The sequence below is a fragment of the Rothia sp. HMSC064D08 genome, from assembly GCF_001809525.1.
Lineage (GTDB): Bacteria > Actinomycetota > Actinomycetes > Actinomycetales > Micrococcaceae > Rothia > Rothia dentocariosa.
The window spans coordinates 394,199-417,896 of the sequence record NZ_KV797900.1 but is presented as its reverse complement, the minus strand read 5'-3'; the positions used below and the strand labels follow the sequence as shown (position 1 = coordinate 417,896).

General features: G+C 51.2%; 17 protein-coding genes. All 17 read left to right on the top strand.

The genetic code is table 11. The annotated features are described in order from the left end of the window. Positions 1-7: 7 nt before the first annotated feature. Complete coding sequence (locus tag HMPREF2625_RS08575; RefSeq protein ID WP_004004693.1) at positions 8-1,360, top strand: hemolysin family protein; 1,353 nt, start codon at positions 8-10, stop codon at positions 1,358-1,360. Positions 1,361-1,413: 53 nt separating this feature from the next. Beyond that, on the top strand, positions 1,414-2,532 hold the full coding sequence (locus HMPREF2625_RS08570) for a GTPase Era (RefSeq protein WP_070523941.1): 1,119 nt from the start codon (positions 1,414-1,416) through the stop codon (positions 2,530-2,532). A 30-nt stretch (positions 2,533-2,562) separates the two neighbouring features. Further along, a complete protein-coding gene (locus tag HMPREF2625_RS08565) occupies positions 2,563-3,993 on the top strand; it encodes an LCP family protein (RefSeq protein WP_037230916.1) in 1,431 nt (476 codons plus the stop codon). 345 nt (positions 3,994-4,338) lie between these two features. Beyond that, the gene (leuA, locus tag HMPREF2625_RS08560) at positions 4,339-6,096 is read left to right on the top strand and encodes a 2-isopropylmalate synthase (protein ID WP_013399088.1); all 1,758 of its coding nucleotides are present in this window, start codon (positions 4,339-4,341) and stop codon (positions 6,094-6,096) included. A gap of 136 nt (positions 6,097-6,232) precedes the next feature. Continuing rightward, positions 6,233-7,066 carry an undecaprenyl-diphosphate phosphatase gene (locus HMPREF2625_RS08555; RefSeq protein WP_172884759.1) on the top strand — a complete coding sequence of 278 codons (834 nt, stop codon included), beginning with the start codon at positions 6,233-6,235 and terminating at the stop codon, positions 7,064-7,066. A 95-nt stretch (positions 7,067-7,161) separates the two neighbouring features. Then, positions 7,162-8,478, top strand: coding sequence for a cysteine--1-D-myo-inosityl 2-amino-2-deoxy-alpha-D-glucopyranoside ligase (mshC, locus tag HMPREF2625_RS08550; protein WP_070523939.1), 1,317 nt, complete (start codon positions 7,162-7,164; stop codon positions 8,476-8,478). Positions 8,479-8,601: 123 nt separating this feature from the next. Then, positions 8,602-9,657, top strand: a complete 1,056-nt coding sequence (locus HMPREF2625_RS08545) for a tRNA (adenine-N1)-methyltransferase (RefSeq protein WP_004004687.1) — start codon at positions 8,602-8,604, stop codon at positions 9,655-9,657. A gap of 273 nt (positions 9,658-9,930) precedes the next feature. After that, entirely contained in the window at positions 9,931-11,589 is a 1,659-nt protein-coding gene (gene arc / locus HMPREF2625_RS08540) for a proteasome ATPase (protein ID WP_141745436.1), read from the top strand. Positions 11,590-11,610: 21 nt separating this feature from the next. Then, on the top strand, positions 11,611-13,329 hold the full coding sequence (gene dop / locus HMPREF2625_RS08535; protein WP_070523937.1) for a depupylase/deamidase Dop: 1,719 nt from the start codon (positions 11,611-11,613) through the stop codon (positions 13,327-13,329). 8 nt (positions 13,330-13,337) lie between these two features. Beyond that, positions 13,338-13,538 (top strand): ubiquitin-like protein Pup, encoded by a 201-nt coding sequence (locus tag HMPREF2625_RS08530; protein ID WP_004004684.1) that lies wholly within the window; start codon positions 13,338-13,340, stop codon positions 13,536-13,538. A gap of 48 nt (positions 13,539-13,586) precedes the next feature. Then, the gene (gene pafA, locus HMPREF2625_RS08525; protein WP_070523935.1) at positions 13,587-15,047 is read left to right on the top strand and encodes a Pup--protein ligase; all 1,461 of its coding nucleotides are present in this window, start codon (positions 13,587-13,589) and stop codon (positions 15,045-15,047) included. Between the two features lie 204 nt (positions 15,048-15,251). Continuing rightward, the gene (locus HMPREF2625_RS08520) at positions 15,252-16,373 is read left to right on the top strand and encodes an FKBP-type peptidyl-prolyl cis-trans isomerase (protein WP_070523933.1); all 1,122 of its coding nucleotides are present in this window, start codon (positions 15,252-15,254) and stop codon (positions 16,371-16,373) included. A gap of 73 nt (positions 16,374-16,446) precedes the next feature. Next, positions 16,447-16,842, top strand: a complete 396-nt coding sequence (locus HMPREF2625_RS08515; protein ID WP_004004681.1) for an FKBP-type peptidyl-prolyl cis-trans isomerase — start codon at positions 16,447-16,449, stop codon at positions 16,840-16,842. 97 nt (positions 16,843-16,939) lie between these two features. Next, the gene (locus HMPREF2625_RS08510) at positions 16,940-19,036 is read left to right on the top strand and encodes a WYL domain-containing transcriptional regulator (protein ID WP_004004680.1); all 2,097 of its coding nucleotides are present in this window, start codon (positions 16,940-16,942) and stop codon (positions 19,034-19,036) included. A 423-nt stretch (positions 19,037-19,459) separates the two neighbouring features. Beyond that, positions 19,460-19,696: a Sec-independent protein translocase subunit TatA gene (tatA, locus tag HMPREF2625_RS08505; RefSeq protein WP_004004679.1), complete on the top strand. Its 237-nt coding sequence runs from the start codon at positions 19,460-19,462 to the stop codon at positions 19,694-19,696. A gap of 132 nt (positions 19,697-19,828) precedes the next feature. Then, complete coding sequence (locus HMPREF2625_RS08500; RefSeq protein WP_037230906.1) at positions 19,829-20,713, top strand: twin-arginine translocase subunit TatC; 885 nt, start codon at positions 19,829-19,831, stop codon at positions 20,711-20,713. A gap of 61 nt (positions 20,714-20,774) precedes the next feature. Continuing rightward, positions 20,775-23,696 (top strand): DEAD/DEAH box helicase, encoded by a 2,922-nt coding sequence (locus HMPREF2625_RS08495; RefSeq protein ID WP_070523931.1) that lies wholly within the window; start codon positions 20,775-20,777, stop codon positions 23,694-23,696. Positions 23,697-23,698 lie beyond the last annotated feature (2 nt).

Below are 23,698 nucleotides of genomic sequence, written 5' to 3'. Positions count from 1 at the left end.
GGTATTTATGGCCGGGCTATTACTCTTTATCCTTGCTCTAATCGCAACGGTTTTAGCGTTTACAATCACTGTTGCGGAAACCGCCTTTGTCTATTTACCACGCACTGAGGCAGAGGAAGTCGCGCAAGAACACCCACATAGTGTTTTTGCGCGGGTTTTGACCGAAGCAAGTACCGGAAATGACGAGCGGTATACGCATCCCTTGCGGCTGGCGCGGGTTCTTACAACCGGGGTGGCTACTCTTGCCTTTATGGTCGCTATCCTTAGCATAGTCGAGCATCACTGGCTGGCTGGGCTTATTACTCTGGCATGTGTCGCGTTAGTGGGATATCCGCTGCTTACGGTGTTGGCCCGGGCTTTAGGCCGTAACCGCGCGGTTGTGATGTTAAAAGGTCTTGCTGCTCCTGTGCATTTCACCGCGATTACTCTCGGGTGGTTGTCGTCTTTTCTTGATGCACTTGTACATAAGGCAGCACCACAGCGTGTTTTAGATGGTCCTGCCGGTGTTTTTGCCGAAGATGAGCTTCGCGAGTTCCTGGACCGTGCCTCTGATGCTGAGACTATTGAAGATGATGAGGCACAGATTGTTCAGTCGGTTTTCGAGCTTGATGATACGCGCATCCGCTCTATTATGGTGCCGCGCACAGATATGTTGACTGTTGAGGCTAATGAGAGTATCGAGAACGCGCTTAGCCTTTTTCTGCGTTCGGGATATTCGCGTATGCCGGTGATTGGGGAATCAAACGACGATGTGCTTGGCATCCTATATCTCAAGGACTGCATGCAGGCTCATCTTGCCCATAGCCGCGGTGATGCGCCAGAGCCTAGCATTATCTCTCTTATGCGTGAGGCACGTTTTGAGCCTGAATCGAAGAAAGTTATGGATCTTTTGCGACAAATGCAACGGGAATCAACGCACGTTGCCGTCGTTGTTGATGAGTATGGCGGTACCGCCGGTATGGTCACGCTTGAGGATCTTATCGAAGAGCTCGTTGGCGATATTTCGGACGAATATGACAACGAGAAACCTGAGTATTCCCTTCAGGAAGATGGAAGTTTCAAAGTTTCGGCGCGCCTAAGCGTTGAAGATCTTGGAGAAATTTTTGGGATTGACCTTGACGACGAAGATGTAGATACCGTAGGCGGTTTGTTAGCGAAGCACCTAGGGAAAGTACCTATCGTGGGATCTGAAGTTACGGTTGAGGGTATTACCATTCGTGCCATTGGTAGCAGCGGGCGGCGCCATCAAGTCGATATGTTACGAGTGTACCGTCAAGAATCGCAGCCTCACTTAGGCGAAGAATCAAACTCACCGGAGGGCACAGGCTTCAACACGCCGCTAGATTCATCTTCTTCTTAGCAAACATTCAACTAATTTTTATACGCTTAGTATTTCATCAGAAACGAGGAATCATGGATATCGAACGTGGCGGCTCTGCTCAGCCTGCTTTCCCTGAGCATTATCGTGCAGGGTTTGTATCTTTAGTGGGGCGTCCCAACGCTGGAAAATCAACCCTTACGAATGCTTTGGTAGGGCAGAAGGTGGCGATTACATCAAGTCGCCCCCAAACAACACGCCACACGATTCGCGGTATTGTGCATCGAGACGATTATCAGCTGATCCTTATTGATACTCCAGGTATTCACCGCCCTCGTACCCTTTTGGGGGAGCGACTTAATGATCTTGTTGCGGGCACTCTTTCTCAAGTGGATGTCCTGGGGTTTTGCATCCCGGCAAACGAGAAAATTGGTCCCGGTGACCGTTATATTGCTTCTCAGTTGGTGGCTTCAAGTAATAAACCTGTCGTGGCAATAGTCACAAAATCTGATACTGTCGGTAACGATCAGCTTTCTGAACAGCTTATAGCGGTGCAGGCTCTTGGCGAAGAGGTAATGAGCGCAGAACGCGCCGATCGAGCCCGCCGGGCTACGCATCGTGAGAATCGTGTATCGCGTAGCAAGAAAGACAATAAAAATATACCTTTTGCCAAAGGTTCAGGTCCCGCAGCTCAACGACGAACTGGCAAAAATTATGAGCCCACAGTCCATGACGGTCAGGGTGGTTGGGCTGATATTATCCCGGTTTCAGCGGTACAGCACTTTCAAGTCGATGCCGTTGCTGACGTTTTAGCAAGTTACATGCCGGTTTCACCTCCGCTCTATCCTGAGGGTGAACTTACAGACGAACCTGAAGCTACCATGATCGCAGAATTTGTGCGTGAGGCCGCCTTAGAAGGCGCACGTGAAGAGCTGCCTCATTCTATTGCCGTCACTGTTGAGGAAATGAACTTTCGAGAAGGCCGTTCAAAAGATAACCCCTTGCTGGATGTACATGTTAACCTGTTTGTGGAACGCGAATCGCAAAAGTACATTATTATCGGCAAGGGTGGTTCTCATCTTCGGAAGATTGGTACACAAGCGCGTGAGCAGATTGAGGCTATGCTAGGCACTCGTGTATACCTCAATATTCATGTCAAGGTAGCTAAAGAGTGGCAATCTGATCCCCGAGCGCTGAATCGTCTAGGTTTTTAAGCGGTCCTGATACATAGAAAGAGAGTTGGTATGCCTCAGGCACCTTCTATGAAGAGTAGTGGTCGCCATATGCGCCACGGCATCATGAAGTCGGCGCGTAACAAGTGGATTGCGCTCTTGAGCGTCTGCATGTTGGTCGTCCTCATGGGCTTCGGTGGAGCTATTCTGCTGCGTCTGCGCGCAAATTTGCATACTGAGCCGCTGAATATTAGTGACTTTACGGGTGCGGTTGAGAATGGTGCACTCGACATTCTGATTATTGGATCGGATACCCGTAAAGGTAATAATGGCGCCTACGGGAACGATGATGACCGCAACTCAGAAGCTCGTTCCGATGTGATGATGCTCCTGCAGATCAGTGCAGATCGTAAGAACGTAAATGTGCTGTCCTTTCCTCGTGACTTGGTGGTTTCGATCCCAAAATGCACCGACCCTAAGACCAATAAAGCCTATGAAGCTGAGGACGATATACAAATCAACGAATCATTGGCACGCGGCGGTCCCGGATGTACGGCAGCTACTATCAGCAAACTCACAGGCGTACACATTGACCACTTCATGCTGGTAGATTTCAATGCGGTCAAAGAACTCTCTCGCGTAGTAGGCGGCGTCGAAGTCTGTGTAGATAACCCCGTCAACGACGAGTACAGCGGATTGAATCTACCCGCTGGCAACTCGAAGGTCGAGGGAGAGCAGGCGCTTGCGTTCCTGCGTTCACGCCACGGCTTTGGTGATGGCTCTGACATTGGTCGTATTCAAGCTCAACAGGGGTTCTTGTCAGCTCTGCTTCGTAAGGTCAAGGCAGAGGGAACACTCGATAATCCAAATAAACTTTTGAATATTGCGGAGGCTATCACCCAGAACGTCACGGTTGATGATGATCTGGGCAATCCCAACGAGATTGCCGGTATCGGTGCGACCATTGGCGGCATCGACCTGTCCGAGGTGGTTTTTGCAACTATCCCAACCGAGCCGTGGAACCAAGATCCCAACCGCCTGCAGCTTACCTCTGAGGCACAGTCGGTGTTCCAGCGCCTTCGTGATGATAAGTCGTTGAAGGTTGAAGAAGCGAAGCAAGGCGATAGTGCACCTGCACAGCTTGATAAGTCGATACCTATCACCGTGTATAACGCTACGGGCATTGACGGTCGTGCTGCAGCCCTTGCTCGTATCATCGGTAATCTTGGATACACAAGTGTAACCCCGGCAAGTACTGCCGAATCTGTTTCTACCACCACAATTTCTTATGGCGAGGGTTACGAAGCTGAGGCGCGCGAAATTGCTGCAAAGATGAATATCACGCGGGTAGAGCCGAACGCTCAGGTTACCGGCGTAACGCTTACCATCGGCACCGATTTCCCCAGTGGCGATGCGATGGAGAAACAAGATTCGCAGATCGCGGGTGGAGCTGCCGGTCAGACTGCTGATCAGGCCACCTGCCAGCATGCATTTGCGTACTAATGTAGTAAGGCTTTGACGCCTACCTTACGGGAGGTGCAGCCTAAGGTTTAAAACCTTAGGCTGCACCTCCCGCTTCTGCTTCAGGCAGGTACGTCTTGGAAAATTTCTATTCCATATGATGGACGAGAGGAGTGTTGGGAAATAGCTCCTCTTCTGTCTCGTGGTAGCGTTGAGGTATGAAGACTCTCGGCGACTGTGCAGTTTCGCATCTGCTTCTCCTTATTCGCCGGAACGGGGCTTAGTTATTTCCGCACCCGTTCCGGGTATTTTGTGCGGCGCATTTTCGCGATTTATCACACCCGTTTATGAGCCTAATTTCAAGGCACGATTCTCAAGGAATTTAGTATGCAAAACTTCCAGCAGCCTTCGTCCATGCCAGTACATAAATATCGTCCTTTTCACGAGCAGATTAAAGTTGATCTGCCGGATCGTACTTGGCCTTCACATGTAGCTACTCAAGCGCCACGTTGGTGTGCAGTTGATTTGCGTGACGGCAACCAAGCATTGGTCGATCCCATGGACACAAAACGCAAACTGGCGATGTTCGATTTACTCGTTCGTATGGGGTACAAAGAAATTGAGGTTGGTTTTCCCTCAGCTTCACAAACTGATTTTGATTTTGTGCGCACTCTGGTAGAAGACGGACATATTCCGGAAGATGTCACCATTCAGGTTTTGGTACAGGCACGAGAGCATCTGATTGCTCGCACCTTTGAAGCCATCGAAGGTGCTCCTCAAGCCATTGTTCATTTTTATAATTCAACTTCTGTGCTGCAGCGCCGCGTAGTATTCCGTCAAGATGAAGACGGTATCTTGGATATTGCTCTGCAGGGTGCACGCCTGTGCAAGAAATACGAAGAGCAAATGATTACGGATACCAAGGTTCTGTATGAGTACTCGCCGGAATCTTTTACGGGGACCGAGCTTGAGTATGCGGCGCGCGTATGTAATGCCGTCGCAGATGAGCTTGAGGTCGGCGTCAATGGTCGCGAGCTCATCGTAAACCTGCCTGCTACCGTTGAGATGGCAACGCCTAATGTTTACGCAGACTCTGTGGAATGGATGAACCGTCATCTCAATCACCGTGACCACATCGTTTTGTCCCTACACCCCCATAACGACCGTGGTACGGGTGTTGCCGCCGCCGAATTAGGATATTTGGCGGGTGCTGACCGCATTGAGGGGTGTCTTTTCGGCAATGGGGAGCGCACCGGTAATGTCGATCTGGTTACTCTGGGCTTGAATCTCTATACCCAGGGGATCGATCCTCAGATTGATTTCTCTAATATTGATGAAATCCGCAAAACCGTTGAATATTGTAACCAGATGCCGGTTCATGAGCGTTCCCCCTATGGCGGCGATCTGGTGTTTACCGCTTTCTCTGGCTCGCATCAAGACGCTATCAAGAAGGGTTTTGAAGCTCTTGAAACTAGTGCGGCCGAGCAGGGTAAGACTGTGGACGAGGTTTTCTGGGAAGTTCCGTACCTTCCTATCGATCCACGAGATTTGGGACGCACCTATGAAGCCATTATCCGCGTGAATTCGCAGTCTGGTAAGGGCGGTGTTGCATATCTGCTGAAGAAGGATTACGGCCTGGATTTGCCCAAGCGTGCCCAGGTTGAGTTCTCACAGATTGTGCAGGCTCGTACTGATGCCGACGGCGGCGAGATGACCTCGCAAAATCTGTGGAATATTTTCACGGATGAATACTTGCCTGCTCCTGATGATCAGCCTCGTTGGGGTAAGTATCGTATTGAGTCGATCAATATTGAGTCTGCTGACACGGGCTCGACATCCCTTCGCGTAGGGCTGAATATTGATGGTCATCTCTTTACCCGTACCGGTACGGGAACTGGTCCCGTGGATGCGCTTCAGAGTATTCTTCGTGACGAAGGCGTAGATCTGCGTGTGCTCGATTATTCTGAACACACCATGTCCTCCAGCTCAACCGCAAACGCTGCCTGCTATATTGAGGTTGCTATTGATGCGCGTGTGCTTTGGGGCATCGGGGTGGATGACTCGACCACTCGTGCAGCGCTGAAGGCTATGGTTTCAGCTGTGAACCGTGCGTTGCGTGATGAAGCGCATTCATCATCCATCTAAAGGTAAATCCTGCCTGTAAACACGGGGTTCTAGTGGTACATGTGCTGCTAGAACCCTGCTGTTTGTTAGGGAACGCGTGAGGACGACGGTTCACAAACCCAGACATGCGTTATCAGGTACGGTATTCTTGATTATCGTGGAGTATATTCAAGCAATTATTCTAGGTTTCGTACAGGGCCTTACCGAGTTCCTTCCGATCTCGTCGTCTGCCCATTTGCGCATTGTCGGTCAACTGTTGCCCGAAAATGTTGATCCTGGTGCCGCTTTTACCGCTATTACCCAGTTGGGGACTGAGACGGCGGTCCTAGTCTTTTTCTGGCGTGATATTGTGCGTATTATTCGTGCCTGGTTCGGTTCGCTCACCGGTAAAGTCAAGCGAGATGACCCTGATGCACGTATGGGATGGCTCATTATTATTGGTTCAATCCCCATTGGTGTTCTGGGTTTCCTCTTGGAAGACTACATCGACACCTCGTTCAGGTCTTTGTGGATTGTCGGGGCGCTTCTGATCGTTTTTGCTGTCTTCCTTGCGGTGGCCGATCGTTTCGGTAAGGAACAACGAGAGCTTAAAGACCTCAATATGAATCATGGTCTAGTCTATGGTTTGGCACAATCCTTAGCTCTTATCCCAGGTGTTTCTCGCTCGGGCGGCACCATTATGGCTGGCTTGTTCATGGGATACACTCGTGAGGCTGCAGCCCGCTACTCATTCCTGCTGGCGATGCCTGCTGTGTATATGTCTGGGCTTTATAAGGCCAGTAAAGTGGTTATCGGTCAAGAACACCTAGAGTATTACGGTTTGCTCTCCACGCTCATCGCAACCGTGATTGCTTTTGTCGTTGGTTATTTGATCATCGGTTGGTTCCTCAAGTATGTATCGACTCGGTCATACAGTATTTTCGTGTGGTACCGCATTATTCTGGGCACGCTAATTTTCGTAGGCCTGGGTACAGGCTTTATTACGTCGTAGTACGCTTTGAGCGTTCACCATGTCATACCCGTCCGCTAGGTCGAGCTGGGCGGGTATGCTTGTAGGTAGATTTTTGGTCGTTGAAAGGAAGCCCTATGCGAGCTTGGGATACGCCCACAGTTCCGTCTCTGCCGGGGTCGGCGCCACTACCGCAGATCTTTGATACTTCGACGGGCACTGTGGTTCAGCTTCAAGAGCCCCAACACGCAGGGTTATATGTCTGCGGGATAACCCCGTACGATGCAACGCATATGGGCCATGCTTCAACCTATGTTGCTTTTGATGTGCTCAATCGTGCCTGGCGTGATGCCGGGGTAAATGTCACTTATGTACAAAATGTGACTGATGTGGACGACCCACTATTAGAGCGTGCCACTGCTACTGGCGTTGATTGGCAAGAACTTGCCGAAGAGCAGACTGAACTTTTCAGGACCGATATGGAGGCGCTTCATGTGCTTCCGCCTGAGCATTATGTGGGCGTCGTTGAATCCATTCAATGGCTTTTCCCGGTGATTGAGGATCTTGTTGAACGTTCCCTGGCGTATCGTGTGGCGGGGTATGTCGATGAAAAGGGTGTGCAGCACCCCGACGGTGATATCTATCTTGATCTAAAGGCGGTACAGGCGCTTCCACAGAATGAGGACGGATATTCCTGGACTCCTGGCGAAGTCAGCCACATGAGCCGCGATGAGATGCTCGATATTTTCTCTGAACGTGGGGGAGACCCTGAGCGTTCGGGCAAGCGTGACCCGTTAGACCCGCTTTTGTGGCGTATTAAGCGTGAAGGTGAGCCTTCGTGGGATGCAGGCTCTCTAGGGGAGGGACGTCCCGGCTGGCATATTGAATGCACGATGATTGCTCGTAAATTTATAGATGGTCCGCTGACGGTTCAAGCAGGTGGTTCCGATCTAAAATTCCCGCACCATGATTTGGGCGCCGGACATTCATGGGCCGTCTCGAACCGCCCACATGCTTTGCACTATGCGCACACTGGGATGGTGGGACTTGATGGTCATAAGATGAGTAAATCCCGCGGTAACCTTGTGCTGGTTTCTAAACTTCGTGCAGCGGGTGTTGACCCCAATACGATCCGACTCACTATTATGGATCACCACTACCGTGAAGATTGGTTCTGGACTGATGAGGATCTTAAGAAGGCTCAGGCTCGCCTAGATCTTTACCGTCAGGCGGTTGAAAGCGCTAACGGTACTGATTCATCTGCGGCTGAACAGGCGCTAGAGAAGGTACGGGAGTATCTGGCGGATGATCTGAAAACATCAGGTGCGCTCATGGCACTTGACACTTGGGCTATTTCGGCTCTTGAGCAGGTGCGCGATGGTAACGCTGAGCCTTGTGGCGGCGGAGAACTTCTTCGAGATACGCTCTCAGCACGCCTAGGAGTTGTGCTCTAAAACAGGTTCTACTATGAACGACTGGTTCCCGTACTAAGCTTTGAGTCTTGATATGGGAACCTTTGTTTATCCATAGAACCGGTAGAATAGAAATAAACTACGTGACAAGGAGACACACAGCATATGACCACTCCCACCGGTGCCATTAACCGCCGTGGTTCATTCCGCCCCGGCGAGCGCGTGCAACTAACCGACGAGCGTGGTCGCATCACCACCATCACCCTGCAGCAAGGTGGGGAGTATCATTCACATCGAGGGTTCCTCAAACACGATGAACTCATCGGTGCGCCTGAAGGAACTGTTATTGAGAACACTCACGGTTTTCTTTATCAGGCGCTGCGCCCTCTGTACAAAGATTTTGTGTTGTCTATGCCGCGTGGTGCTGCCGTGGTATACCCCAAAGATGCCGCTCAGATTATCGTGAAGGCCGATATTTTTCCGGGGGCTCGTGTTGTCGAAGCCGGTGTTGGTTCCGGTGCTCTTTCTATCGCTTTGTTGCGAGCTGTAGGCGATGATGGCTGTGTGCATTCTTTTGAACGTCGCGAAGAATTCGCTGAGGTCGCGCGTGCAAATATTGAGACTATGTTCGGGGGAACGCATCCAGCGTGGAAGCTGAGCATTGGTGATCTCCAAGAGAGACTTCCCGAAGTTGAGCAGCCCGGCAGTGTCGATCGTGTGGTACTTGATATGCTTGCGCCTTGGGAATGTTTGGATGCTGTTGCGCAGGCTCTTGCACCGGGCGGGGTGTTAATTTGTTATGTGGCAACGGTAACCCAAATGTCTCGTCTGGTGGAAGGGCTGCGTGCGGATGGTCGTTTTACAGAGCCTGAGTGCGATGAAACTATGGTACGCGGCTGGCATGTTGAGGGGTTAGCGGTTCGTCCAGATCACCGGATGGTTGCGCATACAGCTTTTCTGATCGTAGCCCGGCGCCTTGCAGATGGTGCAGTTCGTCTTTCTCCGAAGCGTCGGGCTTCTAAAAACGACTTCACCGATGATGATATGAATGCCTGGATTCCGATGAATGTGGGGGAGCGAGAGGTTACTGATAAGAAGGTGCGCCGGGCTCTACGGGACGCTAAAAATCTTGCGGAGCATGCAGTGCATGCCCATCGGGTGGCTGTAGCTGAATCTCAGGAAGAAACTTCTATGCCCAATGGTTTAGATAAACCCGAGTAGGCTTGACCAGTATTCCTGGCCCGCAGCGGTGGGCAAAAACACCGTCCATGACAAGTTTGCTGATGAGAGGAAAAGGATTTGACGCCTGAACATATAAATCCGTCTCGGGAATCGTCTTCAGATCCCAAGTCGTCGGCTCGTCAGCCAAGCCCCGCGCCGCATTATTCTGCAGCGCAGAGTCAGGTACCAATACCTTCATCGCGCGCGGTAAGCCCCCAAGAGTATGAGGCTTTACTGAGGCGTGTAAGCGCCGCTGAGTCTACCCGCACTAATATGAACCGACAGTTACGAGCCGCTTCTGAGAAAAATCGTAAATTGGTTGAGGCACTTACTCACTTCAAATATGAGATTGAGCGGCTACGGGCTTCACTAGCACAAGAGATCATGCCCCCGCTGAACTCGGGAATTATTCTCGCAGTCAGTACGGGACAGCGTATGACCTACGCGCAGGCTGCTGACGATAAGAGTTCCGCTGAAACCGAGGACTACCTTGATGTCCAAATCGGAGGACGTTTTATGCGTATTCCGCTCTCCCCGCTTTTGGACCGTAAAAACTTGGCACCGGGTATGACGGTGCTCCTCAATGAACAGTCTGAAGCTGTTCTATCCCTTGGATATGAATCCTATGGGGACGTTGTGACGATTCGTGAGGTTCTGAGTCCCCAGAAAGTACTCATCGATACTGCGTCTGGTGCTCAGCAAGTTGCCCGTGTCTCTGGGGAGCTTGATGTCGATTCCCTGCGCACAGGTGATGCAGTTACCCTAGATAGCCGCATCCGGATGGTTACCGGGATAGTTCCGGCAAGCCGCTCTCAAGAACTCGTCCTCGAAGAAATTCCGGATATTTCTTACGAAGATATTGGTGGCCTCGGAGCGCAAATTGAGCAGATCCGCGATGCCGTTGAGCTGCCTTACCTGCACCCAGAAATTTTCGAGCGTTACCATTTGGCGCCACCCAAAGGTATATTGCTCTACGGACCACCCGGAAACGGTAAGACCATGATCGCCAAAGCTGTGGCGAACTCACTAGCGGCGCGCGCTGCCGCGTTAAACCCAGGTACAAATACTCGCGGTTATTTCCTTAATATCAAAGGCCCCGAGCTGCTCGATAAATTTGTGGGGGAGACCGAACGGCAGATCCGTGATATTTTCGTGGCAGCACGGGAAAAAGCCCAAGCTGGTCACCCAGTCGTTGTGTTCTTCGACGAAATGGAGTCACTATTCCGTACCCGCGGCACGGGGCGTTCTTCAGATATAGAAACCACCATCGTTCCGCAGCTTCTTGCTGAAATCGATGGCGTTGAATCCTTACAGAATGTTATCGTTATCGGTGCCACAAACCGTGAAGATCTCATTGACGCCGCAGTTATGCGCCCAGGCCGTCTTGACCTGAAAATCCGTATTAACCGCCCAGATGCCTCTGACGCTACCGAGATTTTCGGGCTATATCTCACGGACGATCTGCCTCTAGATCCCCACGAAGTAGCCAAGCACGGTTCAGCAGATGCGACGCTAGCAGCCATGATCTCTGCCGCCGTCGCGCAGCTTTACGCTCGTACTTCCGCTAACGCCTATGTAGCAGCAACTTTGGACCAGGGTATTAACACGGCAGATAATCCCCGCCTGCACGAAGAGACCCTATATCGCGGTGACTTTGTCTCTGGCGCCGTTATCCGCAACATTGTGGATCGCGCTAAAAAGTACGCCATCAAGGAACACCTCAGCTACACAAGCTCACCTCCCACCGGTATTGCCCATGAACCCCAACCAGAAGGTATTACCACACGACACCTTCTCGAAGCGGTACGCGCAGAATTTGAAGATCAAGTTGAGCTGCCGCCCCTACCTGATGTTGAAGACGCACTCACCGTACGCGGAATACGAGGCAGGATTCTTTCCATCACGCCGCCACATACCGCCACTACACCTTAATCGTTCCAAGAAAGTAACCTCATGTTCCAGCCCGTCTACGGTATTCACCGCATCATGGGAGCAGAAACCGAATACGGTGTCATATCCCCGGATGCCCTCGGCACAAACCCCACGATACTGTCCGCTATCGTAGTCAACACGTACGAAAAACTGGAAGCAAAGCGCACAGAATCTCTACGCCGAGCCATTGAGGATAACGCGCAAAAAGCACAGCACACGTACTGGTCTACAGAATCCGAGTCCCCGCTCACTGACGCCTTCGGACACACCGTCAAAGAACAAGAGGCACACTCCTCACAACTCACACACACCCGTCGAGAACTCACAAGCGAAGATATAGCGCTTGAAGCCCTACGAGAAGCAGGAATTGACGGATCCCAAGAGCTCATCCACGGACGAGGAGGCTACCCGGAACGCCTCGACTGGGACCGAGTCACCATGAACGCCATGCTCGCCAACGGCGCCCGACTCTACGTCGACCACGCCCATCCCGAATACTCATCCCCCGAAGTACTCACCCCGCTCCAAGCAGTACTTTACGATGCTGCGGGCGACAAAATAGCCTACGATTCGATCACCGAAGTAGCGCACCACACCGATGATAACCTACCAACCATCAAACTCTACAAAAACAACACCGATTCCAAGGGACGATCCTACGGTGCACACGAAAACTACCTCATCAGCCGCGATATCCCTTTCGAAGACGTTGCCAGCACACTCCTAACCTTCTTTGCAACACGCATCATCTATACCGGGGCAGGCCGCGTAGGCATAGGTGTTAACGGCGAAATTCCAGGATTCCAAATCAGCTCACGGGCCGACTTCTTTGAACGCCCTGTCGGGCTTGAAACAACTATTCGACGGCCCATCGTTAACACCCGCGATGAACCCCACGCCAACTCCGAGCGCTACCGTCGTCTGCACGTCATCCCTGCAGACGCCAATCTTTCCCACTATTCAAACCTCCTTAAATTCGGCACAGCCACTCTAGTACTAAACCTCATAGAATCCGGACGCGCCCCAAACCTACACCTCGCCGACCCAGTAACAGCGTTACACACCACCAGCCACGACCTATCACTCAGTGCTCAGCTCCCGCTCACAGAAGATTCTGACAGCACCACCAAATTCGCCACAGCTCTAGAAATTCAACGCGCATACCTCAACGCCTGCAAAAGCCACGAACAAGAGAACCCCACCGGAGTCGATAACGACACCCAACAAATACTCGCCCTCTGGGAAGAAACACTCGATGCTCTAGAAACAAATCCTCTCGCACTTGCAGATCGTCTCGACTGGGTCGCTAAATATGCGCTCGTCAGCAGCTATGTGGCCAAAGGTGTTCCCTATACCGATGCAAAGCTCAAAGCCCTTGACATACACTATGCAGACATAGATCCTACACGGGGTCTTTACCACCGCCTCGTTGCGCGTGGTCGGATGCGCACCCTCTTCACGTCTCAAGACATCGAAGACGCCGCCCGTACCCCACCATCAGACACCCGTGCTTATCTCCGAGGAACCCTGATGAGCCGATGGCCCGATGAAATCATTGGTATCAACTGGGATACCGTATCTTGCCGGGGGCGTTACTCCCACGAACTTACCCGACTCGCCATGCCAGAGCCCACACGCTACACTCAATCTGAAGTAGACCCGCTCTTACCACGAGTTACCCACTCCGACGAACTGCTTCAACTCCTCCAACAGAACACGACACCCCATAAAGACCTTTAGGAGAAAACATGTCACGTGAACGCATCCACGCTTCAGAGCTCCAGTACCACGAAGAACTCACTGAACAGGAGGAATCCCTCACCCAACAAGACACGACCGTTGTACATGACATAAGCGAAGTCGACGATATCCTCGACGAAATCGACGGGCTGCTCGCCGAAAACGCCGAAGAATTCGTCACCGGATTCGTCCAAAAGGGCGGTCAGTAGCTCAAAGACTTGCTCAAAGCACTTTCGTCCCCTTACTAGAAACACACCATGGAACAACGCATATTTGGCATAGAAAGCGAATTCGGACTTAGCTACGTACCCCAGGGGCTAGGACGGCTCAGCGTCGAAGAAACAGCTGCAGCGCTCTTCAAGCCCGTCCTTGATGAATGGCGCTCTACTAACGTTTTCCTGCCCAACGGTGGACGGCTCTACCTCGATGTAGGTTCACACCCCGAATACGCCACCGCCGAATGCGCCACCATCGACGAACTCCTCGCCCAAGAACGCGCGGGCGAGCTCCTCTTCGCTCAGCTAGCGCAACAAGCCCAAGAGCAATTGCGCGCACACCACGATCGCCCTCTCAACGGCACAATCTACCTTTTCAAAAACAATGTAGACTCCGCCGGCAATTCATACGGCAGCCACGAAAACTACCTTATTAGCCGCAAACTCGAATTCCCCACCCTCGTTAAACAACTCGTACCATTCCTCGTCACCCGCCAGATCCTTGTAGGCGCAGGAAAAACCCACCCCAACGGAGGGCCCTTACCAGGTTCAACAGATCCACAAGCCACTACAGGCATACCTTCATACTCGTTCTCACAGCGAGCAGACCATATCTGGGAAGCAGCAAGCACCTCAACTTCCCGCACGCGACCCCTCATTAACACCCGCGATGAACCCCACGCCGATGCCTCACGATACCGCCGTATGCATGTCATCAACGGCGACTCCAATATGGCGGAACCCACGGTACTGCTCAAAATAATCAGCACCGACCTCGTGCTACGCATGCTCGAAGACCGATTTCCTGTCACCAGCTTAGAACTCGCATCGGTCCCGCAAGCTCTACGCACCATCAGCCACGACCTCACCGGAACCGCAGCTTTTGAAACCACAGACGGACAACGCTACACAGCTCTAAGTGTTCAAAGGCACTACCTCGACGCCGCACGCCAATACATCACACAATACGGAGCCCACCACCATCGCGTCGATTACACACTAGACCTCTGGCAGCGCACCCTCGACGCCATCGAAACCGGTGACTACAGCAGTATTGACACCGAAATCGACTGGGCTATCAAAAAGAAATTCCTAGACGCATACATCGCCCGTAGCAACGCGGCTGGAACTCCGACAGACTATGCGAGCGCTCGCATCCAACAGCTTGATCTTGCTTACCATGATATTGACCCCCACCGCGGGGTTTATCATGCTCTAGTCCGGCGTGGAGCCATCACAACGCTCCTCCCGTCTGATGCCGCACGGAACGCGATGCAAGAACCTCCGGCAACCCGCGCACGCCTACGTTCACAGTTTGTGGAGGCGGCTAAAAATGCGGGGGAGCAGTCTACCGTAGATTGGGTACACCTTAAACTCAACGCATACCCGCAGCACACCCTAGTATTTAAAGATCCCTTTCAAACAGAGAGCTCCGAACTCACAAAGGTTCTTGAGATGCTTCGCCATAAGAACCCTCCTCAGTCTGTTCCGCCTTTGGTGTAATGTTCCACAATATGGTTTTACAACTAGCTTTTTATTCTAGGGTTTGATACTTTACGTATGTTTTATGTTCTTATTGATTTGCTCTACACCGTTGTATTTGTCGGGTTTTCGCCCGTTTAATATTAAGTTATAGAGCATCACATAATTTCGGTGTATCTTAAACGTTTAACTCCGAAATAAAGAAAACCTAGGGAAGGAACCTTTGTGTCGAAAAAAGCCTTGGCTGCTTCAGTGCTCACTCTTTCGATGTTGCTAAGCGCTTGCGGCGCTGGTGACTCGGGTCAAAACGAATCTTCGCCGTCCGCTTCTACTAGTGAAAACACTGTGAGTAGCTCAGAAGCACTTGACAAAGTACAGGTAGATCTTAAGGGCGGAACTCAGGTTCCCGCTGTATCTTTTTCTACACCTTTTTCTACAGATCGGGAGGTTGCCAGGGTACTGGATGAAGGTACAGGTGACTCTCTTCAGGATAGCGATACTGTTCTCGTCAATGCTTCAATTTTTAATGGTGAAAATGGTTCGTTGGTAGGCAGTTCTTATAACGAAAATGAGCAATCTATACCCATTCAAGTTGGTCGATTAAAAACGATAGAACCCACTATTTACGAAGTTATGAAGAAGATGAAGGTTGGTGGTTCTTTTGTATATAGTACGAACGTGTCCCACGAGCAGCAGCAACAGCAGTCTGCTTCCTCAGTACGACCAACTGTCGAAGCTGGTGCACCAACCAATCTTGAGGTTTATACCGTAGCTCGGAAGCTTCCCACAGAAAAGGATCTTCCTAAATATGCTCAGGGTACTGAGCAAGCTCCCAATCCGAAGCTTCCTGCCTTCTCTCTGAATGAGACTACGGGTAAGGCAGAGCTGAAGTTCGCAGATGATAGGGGAGAGGCTCCGCATGAGCTTGTTGCTCAAGATTTGATTACTGGTACCGGTGCCGAAGTCAATGAGAACGATGCAGTGTATGTGCGTTATATTGGCGCTCAGTGGTCTGATGGTAAGGTCTTTGATGGGAACTACGATAAACAGGTCGCAAATTTCCAGCTTAACGGAGTTATTAAGGGTTGGAAACAGGGCTTAAAGGGTAAGAAAGTAGGTTCTCGAGTTGAGCTTGTTGTTCCTGCTGAACTTGCTTATGGGGAAGAGGGACAGAATGGTGGACCCAAGGGAACCCTAGTATTTGTTGTCGATATCTTAGCGACTGTTCCCATGAGCCCAGCCCACGCTTCAGCGCAGCCTTCTCAGCAGACCAAGGAGTCTTCTTCAGCTTCCCCCACAGCTATCCCCTCTAGTTTGGCGCCTACGGATGATCCTACCAAACAGTAAATTCTATTCGAGCTCTACCGATAAGCGCTGTACCCGTCTTCGGTAGGGCACTTGAGAGAAAAGGAAACATATTATGTCTTTTGGCCAGCGTAAGCTTGATCGAGAAAAGCCGGAAATTGATTTTCCCGAGGGTGATGCCCCGACCGAACTTGTTATCCAAGATCTTATCGAAGGTAAGGGGGCTGAGGTTGTTCCCGGTTCTCGTGTCTTGGCTCACTATGTAGGTGTTGCTTTTTCCACTGGTGAGGAATTCGATGCTTCATGGAACCGCGGCGAGCCGCTTCCGTTCCAGGTTGGCGTGGGGCAGGTTATCCGCGGTTGGGATGAAGGGCTGTTAGGCATGAAGGTTGGCGGTCGGCGTCGCCTCGAAATTCCTGCAAGCATGGCCTACGGTGACCGCGGCGCAGGATCGGTCATTAAACCTGGTGAGTCCCTGATCTTTGTGGTGGATTTGGTAGACGTTCGCTAGAAAATCTCAAACTTCGGGGCTGCTGTCGTAATTTACGAGTACGAATACAGCAGCCCTGAGGTGTTTAAGGTTTTATATATCCCCGTATGATGGATGTATGGCAACAAAAGCGCGAGATTTTTCGTCTAGTTCATCGTTGATCAGGATTTACCATCGGCTATGTAACAGTTCATGGCGCGGTATTTCTCGTGCAGAGTTCTTAGAAGTATACGGTTTAGACGAATACACCATCTTTGGCTCGGGGAATAAGCGAAAAGCTGAGACCGTCGCTAAAAAGTTTGAACGTGCAAAAGATTGTCTGCGTGATGCTGGTATCACGTTTAAACATATTGAACGTGATGGCAAAAGCTACTATGTGTACACTCCGGTCCCTAATCCGCTTCTTGATTGGGAACTTACGCTAGAGGACGCACAATTTCTTATGGGTCTGTGCCGTGCCTGGGAAGGTACCGAGCTTGAGAGCTCTGCACATCGTATGATGCGTAAGATCATTCTTAGCGTTCCCACGCTATCAGCTTCTACACGTTTAGAGGAACTAGAGGAACCGCTCCAGCGTATACGTCTAAGTGATGATTCCCATCTAGAAGAGATTTTTAGTGCCTTTAGCGACCATAAAACCATTGACATGGACTATGGGGACCTCAATACTCGCCATAGCGAGAATCTGTCCGTGTGGGGGATAGGGTACCGTTACGGCAATTGGTATTTTGCGGCGCACTATCCCTCTCGAGAGGGTTCTGAGGCTCCGGAGGAAGAACCGAATCATGCGTATATCCACCGCTTTGAGCGCATTCAGAGTATGCGCATCAACGGTAGTCAACAGCAGCAAGAGAATTTTGTTCGGCCTGGTGAAACGTTTGATTTTCAAACCATGCTTTCTGAAAACCTTCAGGGCTATGCCCGTACCGTACCTGCCTTATCTTTAGATTCACATGAGCAGCTGCTTCTTGACTCATATGGTATTCGAGAAACTGCGGTGAAAGCCACCGCACGCGGATTGAAAATACTGGTCCCAAAATCGTCCGCAGATTTTTCGGGTAAAGACCTTCAACGGGCTCAAGATGCATATCGAGCTCAACACAACCTGGTGGAACGTTTGCTTTCTACCCATCAGCACAGGGCTGATTTGCCCGAAGCATGGCGTAAGAATTCTCGCCGCAAACGTGACGATGATACAGACCGTTTTATCGACATGCTCTTGGTACTACATCGTCTAAGCCAAGACGATGCGGCTTGGTCTGAAGGGGGCGTTCCTTTTAAACCAGCGACTTCACTTCTACAAGTGGATAACGGCAAGTCTAAAAGCAACCTTGTCAGTGATTTTACCGATGTATGCGAGGACTATGGAGCTGCAGAGTTGGATCTTGCGACTCCTATAGTCTTCACACCCCGTCAGGATCATGAACTATACGCCGAGCTAACCTATTCATGTGACGATCTGATTTATCAGGGCGTTCCTCTGTCAGCTTTAGAGCGTGCCATGCTCTTCTTTTCGATGTCAGCTGCTGAGGTTCTCTACCCAGACGATGCACGCGTTTCCAGAATTCGTGAGCTGCTGTTGGTGAGCTACCCAAAGGATGCTGAGCGCTTGCGCGGAAGCCTAATTTTTACTCCTGAACACCATCTTATTCCTTTAATACATCGGGCAGTCTCTCAGAAACGAACCCTTATTTTTGACTATGCAGGGGTGCAGCGCACCGTTGATATTTGCTCACTGATCTTTGAAAATAATCGTTTTTATCTGCATGGGCTGTGGCGTGAAGCTGCCGATTCTAATGCCTGGCGAAATTTTGCTCTTGACCGCATTAGAAATGCGCGGCTTGGCGGTAAAAGCCATCAGGCCGTCGCCGCTAAGATTCCCAACACCCCGCATCTTTGGTCTCGGCAGCAACAGACAAATACAGAACACCCTTATGTTCGAGTCAAAATCCACGTTGAAAGTCTCAGAACAGAGCGGCGAGAGAGTACTATCCGTACTTTGAAACGGCGGAGTACTCACGTTTCACGATCCCAGCCTTCTAAACCTGAGACGCCCTTGATTTACCATGAGCTGCACTACTATCCTGGTGAAAGCGAGGCAGGTCTTGAGCAAATATTGCATTTCGTTGTAGCGTATGGAGGTGCTCTAGAGATTCTTGAGCCAGAACCTGTACGGTCTCTACTTAAAGATCGTCTGATGTCGCTTCTAGCATAGATATCTGCGAAAGACACGCCCAGACATCTATAAGTAGAATAACAACCTTGTATAATAATTCCTATGCCGTGGTGGTTTTGGGTATTACTATGGGGCACCTTAACGATAGGTTCTCTAGCGTTTTTAGCGTGGTTCGTATATCGTGCACTCACACGGGGCTTCATGTTACTCGATCTTGTAGCAACATGGATGGAATCCATCGAAACTCGTTTCGATGAAGCGCAAGCGAATACCCGCCGAAAATTGCCTGCCGAGCAAAGCCTAGGGATTTTTACCCCAGTAACCACGGCGTACAATGAATACGAACATGGAAAACAGACACGCAGGTCTGAGCGAATCAAGCGACGGGTCTCCCGACGAGATCGACTCGGCCAACCTCAAAATATCGGAGACCTGCTCTAAGCACAGAAAGGTTCATACCTTATGGGTCAGTTGTTCAGTCACCCGGCAACTATTATCGTAGTCATCCTCCTCATCGTTCTGCTCTTTGGTGCTCCCAAGCTCCCAGGTATGGCACGTAGTCTTGGTCAGTCGATGCGTATCTTCAAGTCCGAAGTCGAGGGTATGAAGAGCGATAGTAAGAAGGAAGACGATAAGGACGATGTTGTCACCGCTGAGGTTGTTGACAACAAAGCTAAGTCCGAAAAGTCTGAAAACTAATTTTCAGTACAACAACACAACCCGTGCGACCACCTCTCTGGTGGCACGGGTTGTCCAGTAGTTTATCTACCCATATCGATAATTTTTGAATAACAGGTATGAGGCGGAGCTTAGAATAAAACGAGGAAAACGATGGCAAAACCGGATCAGGATGTACGCAACCGCAAACTAAATCCTGAAGCCCGTATGGAGCTGAAGGAACATCTGCGTGAGTTTCGTGACCGCTTCATCAAAGCGGCTATTGCAACTGCTATCGCCGCCGTACTTTCCGTTATTTTCTTGTACCAGCCCTTTATTGATGCAATCTCTGAGCCTCTCAAGCAAATCAACGCAGCAGATAACCGCTTTGCAACCTTAAACTACGGCTCAATTTCTTCGCCCTTTGACCAGCTCATTCGTGTGGGTACGTACATCGGTCTTGGACTCGCTGCACCCGTTTGGCTCTATCAAGGGCTGCGCTTCTTACTTCCCGCACTGCACACCAAAGAGAAAAAATACCTCTATGGTTTCCTCAGCGGCTCAATCTTTGCCTTTGCCTGCGGTGTCTTCATCTCTTGGTACAGTCTACCCGGCGTTGTTCGTGCACTCACAATGTTCACCCCGCCCGGCGGCTCGAACGTCATTGACGCTCCAACCTATATTTCCTTCATCGTTAAGTTTATTTTCTTCTTCTCACTAGCATTTATTATCCCCGTCATCCTCGTGGGATTGAACATGCTGGGGGTTATTCGGGGTAAAACTATCCTCAAATCTTGGCGCTGGATCGTGGTTCTTGTAGCGCTTATCGCAGCTATGACGGCCCCCGGAACGGATATCATGATGATGTTCTACCTGATGATTCCGCTCCTAACTTTCTTCTTCCTCGCCATAGCAATATGCTTGCTCAACGATAAACGGCGCGACCGCCGCGAAGCTAAACTAGCAAAGGGTCTTACAGAGACCGAGCTCAATACGGCCACCAGCGCTGAAGACCTTGAAAAGCTAGGACAGCTTGAAGAGGAACCCTCCCAAAAGTAAAACTCCAGAATCCTCCGTCTACTCAAGACGGAGGATTTTTAGGCGCAGGTACACTAGAATTATGGCTGAAAATCCCCAAGAAACCACTCACGGCTCGAACGACCGCCCGAGCTACTCTGCGCAGTATCAGGCAGCGCAAGAACGTAACGCTCACGCAAAAACAGCGCTTGGGAAGTTCGAAAAGACTCTTGGGTTCCCCCTTGACAGCTTCCAACGTCAGGCATGTCAATCCGTCGAAGCCGGGCATGCAGTCCTTGTTGCTGCACCCACCGGTGCTGGCAAAACAGTTGTTGGAGAATTCGGCATCTACCTTGCCCTCCAAACTGGAACAAAAGCGTTCTACACAACCCCTATCAAAGCACTCAGCAACCAGAAATACCATGACTTTGTGCGTGAATATGGTGAAGAAAGCGTGGGTCTGCTCACCGGTGACACCAGCATCAATACCGAAGCCCCCATCGTCGTCATGACTACCGAAGTCCTTCGCAACATGCTCTACGCCGAATCTACGACCCTCATCGGTCTGGGATACGTCATCATGGACGAAGTACACTATCTCGCCGACCGGTTCCGTGGAGCAGTTTGGGAAGAAGCGATTATTCACCTTCCCGAACACGTCACCGTCATCTCACTCTCTGCAACTGTATCCAACGTCGAAGAATTCGGAGCATGGCTAGATACCGTACGAGGTGATACCGATGTCATCGTCTCTGAACACCGCCCCGTCCCGCTCTGGCAGCACCTCATGGTAGGAAACCGCGTCATCGACCTCTTTGTACCCGATGAAACTTCTCAGAAAGAAGCTTCACCTGCCAAACGTCGTAAAAACCACACAAAATCACCCCAAAACGCTCCCTCGGGGCTACGCATTAACCCGCTCCTCAAACAACTGCGGCCAGGCTTTCGACGCCATACCCACCGCCACAATGCACCCAAACGCGAGCGCTTTCAACGCGGCCGCAACCGGCATGACAAACCCACACATGCACTCGAACGATCCCGTCATAAAACCTTCACCCAAGATGTCGACGTTCTGCGTCCGCACCGCATACCTCGCCCCGAAATGGCCCGTATCCTAGACAAGCAAGGGCTATTGCCTGCCATATGCTTCATCTTTTCACGGGCAGCATGTGATGACGCCGTTACCCAATGCGTCAACGCGAATATCGTCCTCACCACCGAGGAACAGCAGCAAACCATCCGTGCCTATATTGCAGAAACCACTGCACACCTTGATAACCGAGACCTTCATGCCCTTGGATATTACGAATGGCGAGACGGACTCATCCGCGGGGTGGCAGCCCACCATGCAGGTCTGCTACCGCTCTTCAAAGAAGTTGTTGAGACACTTTTTGCACAGGGGCTCATCAAACTAGTCTTTGCCACCGAAACCCTCGCGCTCGGCATCAACATGCCAGCCCGCACCGTCATCCTCGAAAAACTCACCAAGTTCAACGGTGAAACCCACGTCGATATCACCCCCGGAGAATACACCCAACTTACCGGGCGGGCAGGGCGCCGCGGAATCGATCTTGAAGGACACGCCGTAGTCCTCTGGCGTCCAGGTCTTGTACCAGAACAGGTTGCCACCCTCGCATCCACTCGCACATACCCCCTTAACTCATCATTCCGCCCCACCTACAACATGGCTGCGAACCTCATCGCAGCCTATGGCGCCGAACGAACCCGCAAAATCCTCGAATCATCCTTTGCCCAGTTCCAAGCAGATAAATCAGTTGTAGGAACAGCTGCACGAGTACGTAAAAACGAAAACGCGCTCGAAGGATACCGAGACTCCATGCAGTGCCACCTTGGAGACTTCACAGAATACATGCGCCTGCGGCAAAACATCAAAGATCTAGAGAAAAAAACCCGCAAAGCCAACCAACAACATGCACGCGCCCAAGCTCACCAAAGCATCCAAGAACTTATGTCCGGAGACATCATTCACATACCTCATGGGCGCTCCCGCGGCTACGCTATCGTCATCACCCGTGCCGAATCCAATGCAGACCCACGCATTGGTATCCTTACCGAAGACAATCAGCAGCGCACCGCAAGCGCACGTGATTTCACGGGGCTCATTGAACCCGTCTCCTACATCAAGATCCCCAAGAAAATAACCCTTAAAACACCCAAAGAACGCCGCGACGCCGTCTCACGGATGCGTCAAGCGCTCATCGATGAACGACCACCCCGCAAACTCGGAAATACCCCCATCGCCACACGTCATAACGATGCCCAAGAAAAACTCGATACACTACGCACCCAACTACGTAACCACCCCTGCCACGGGTGCTCTGACCGGGAAACCCATGCACGCTGGGCAGAACGATGGCGCAAACTCAACGCAGAAACAGAAGGACTACGCCGCCAAATTACCCGACGCACCAACACTATTGCCCAGGTCTTCAACCGCATCGCAAAGCTCCTCACTGAATACGGCTACGTTACTGCTGATTCCCATAACGGGCTCAAGCTAACGACGAAGGGGGAAGCCCTGCGCAAACTCTACGGGGAAAAAGACCTTCTCACCTCTATTTGTCTCGAAAAAGGCTTCCTCACAGATCTGGATCCTGCGGCTATAGCAGCAACCATAGCCGCGCTCACATACCAGGGCAAAAAGGAAACCATCGAAATTCTCCCACGCTACCCGCATCCCTCGTTACAAGCACCCATCGCGACCATCAACCGTGAACTAGCCCGGCTCAACGCCCACGAAGAACGTCACAAACTAGATCAAACCCCACCCTGCGACCTAGGCCTCGTCACCCCTATCTACCGCTGGGCTCGCGGTATGCACCTCGCAAAAGCACTCGAAGATACCGACCTCGCCGCCGGCGACTTCGTACGCTGGGCAAAACAAGTTATCGACGCACTCGACCAGATCGCCCATATCCCCACCATAAGCCCAAACCTACGAGCAAGCTGCGAAAAAGCTATAGCCCTCATCCGCCGCGGAGTCGTCGCACTAGACTCCTAAAA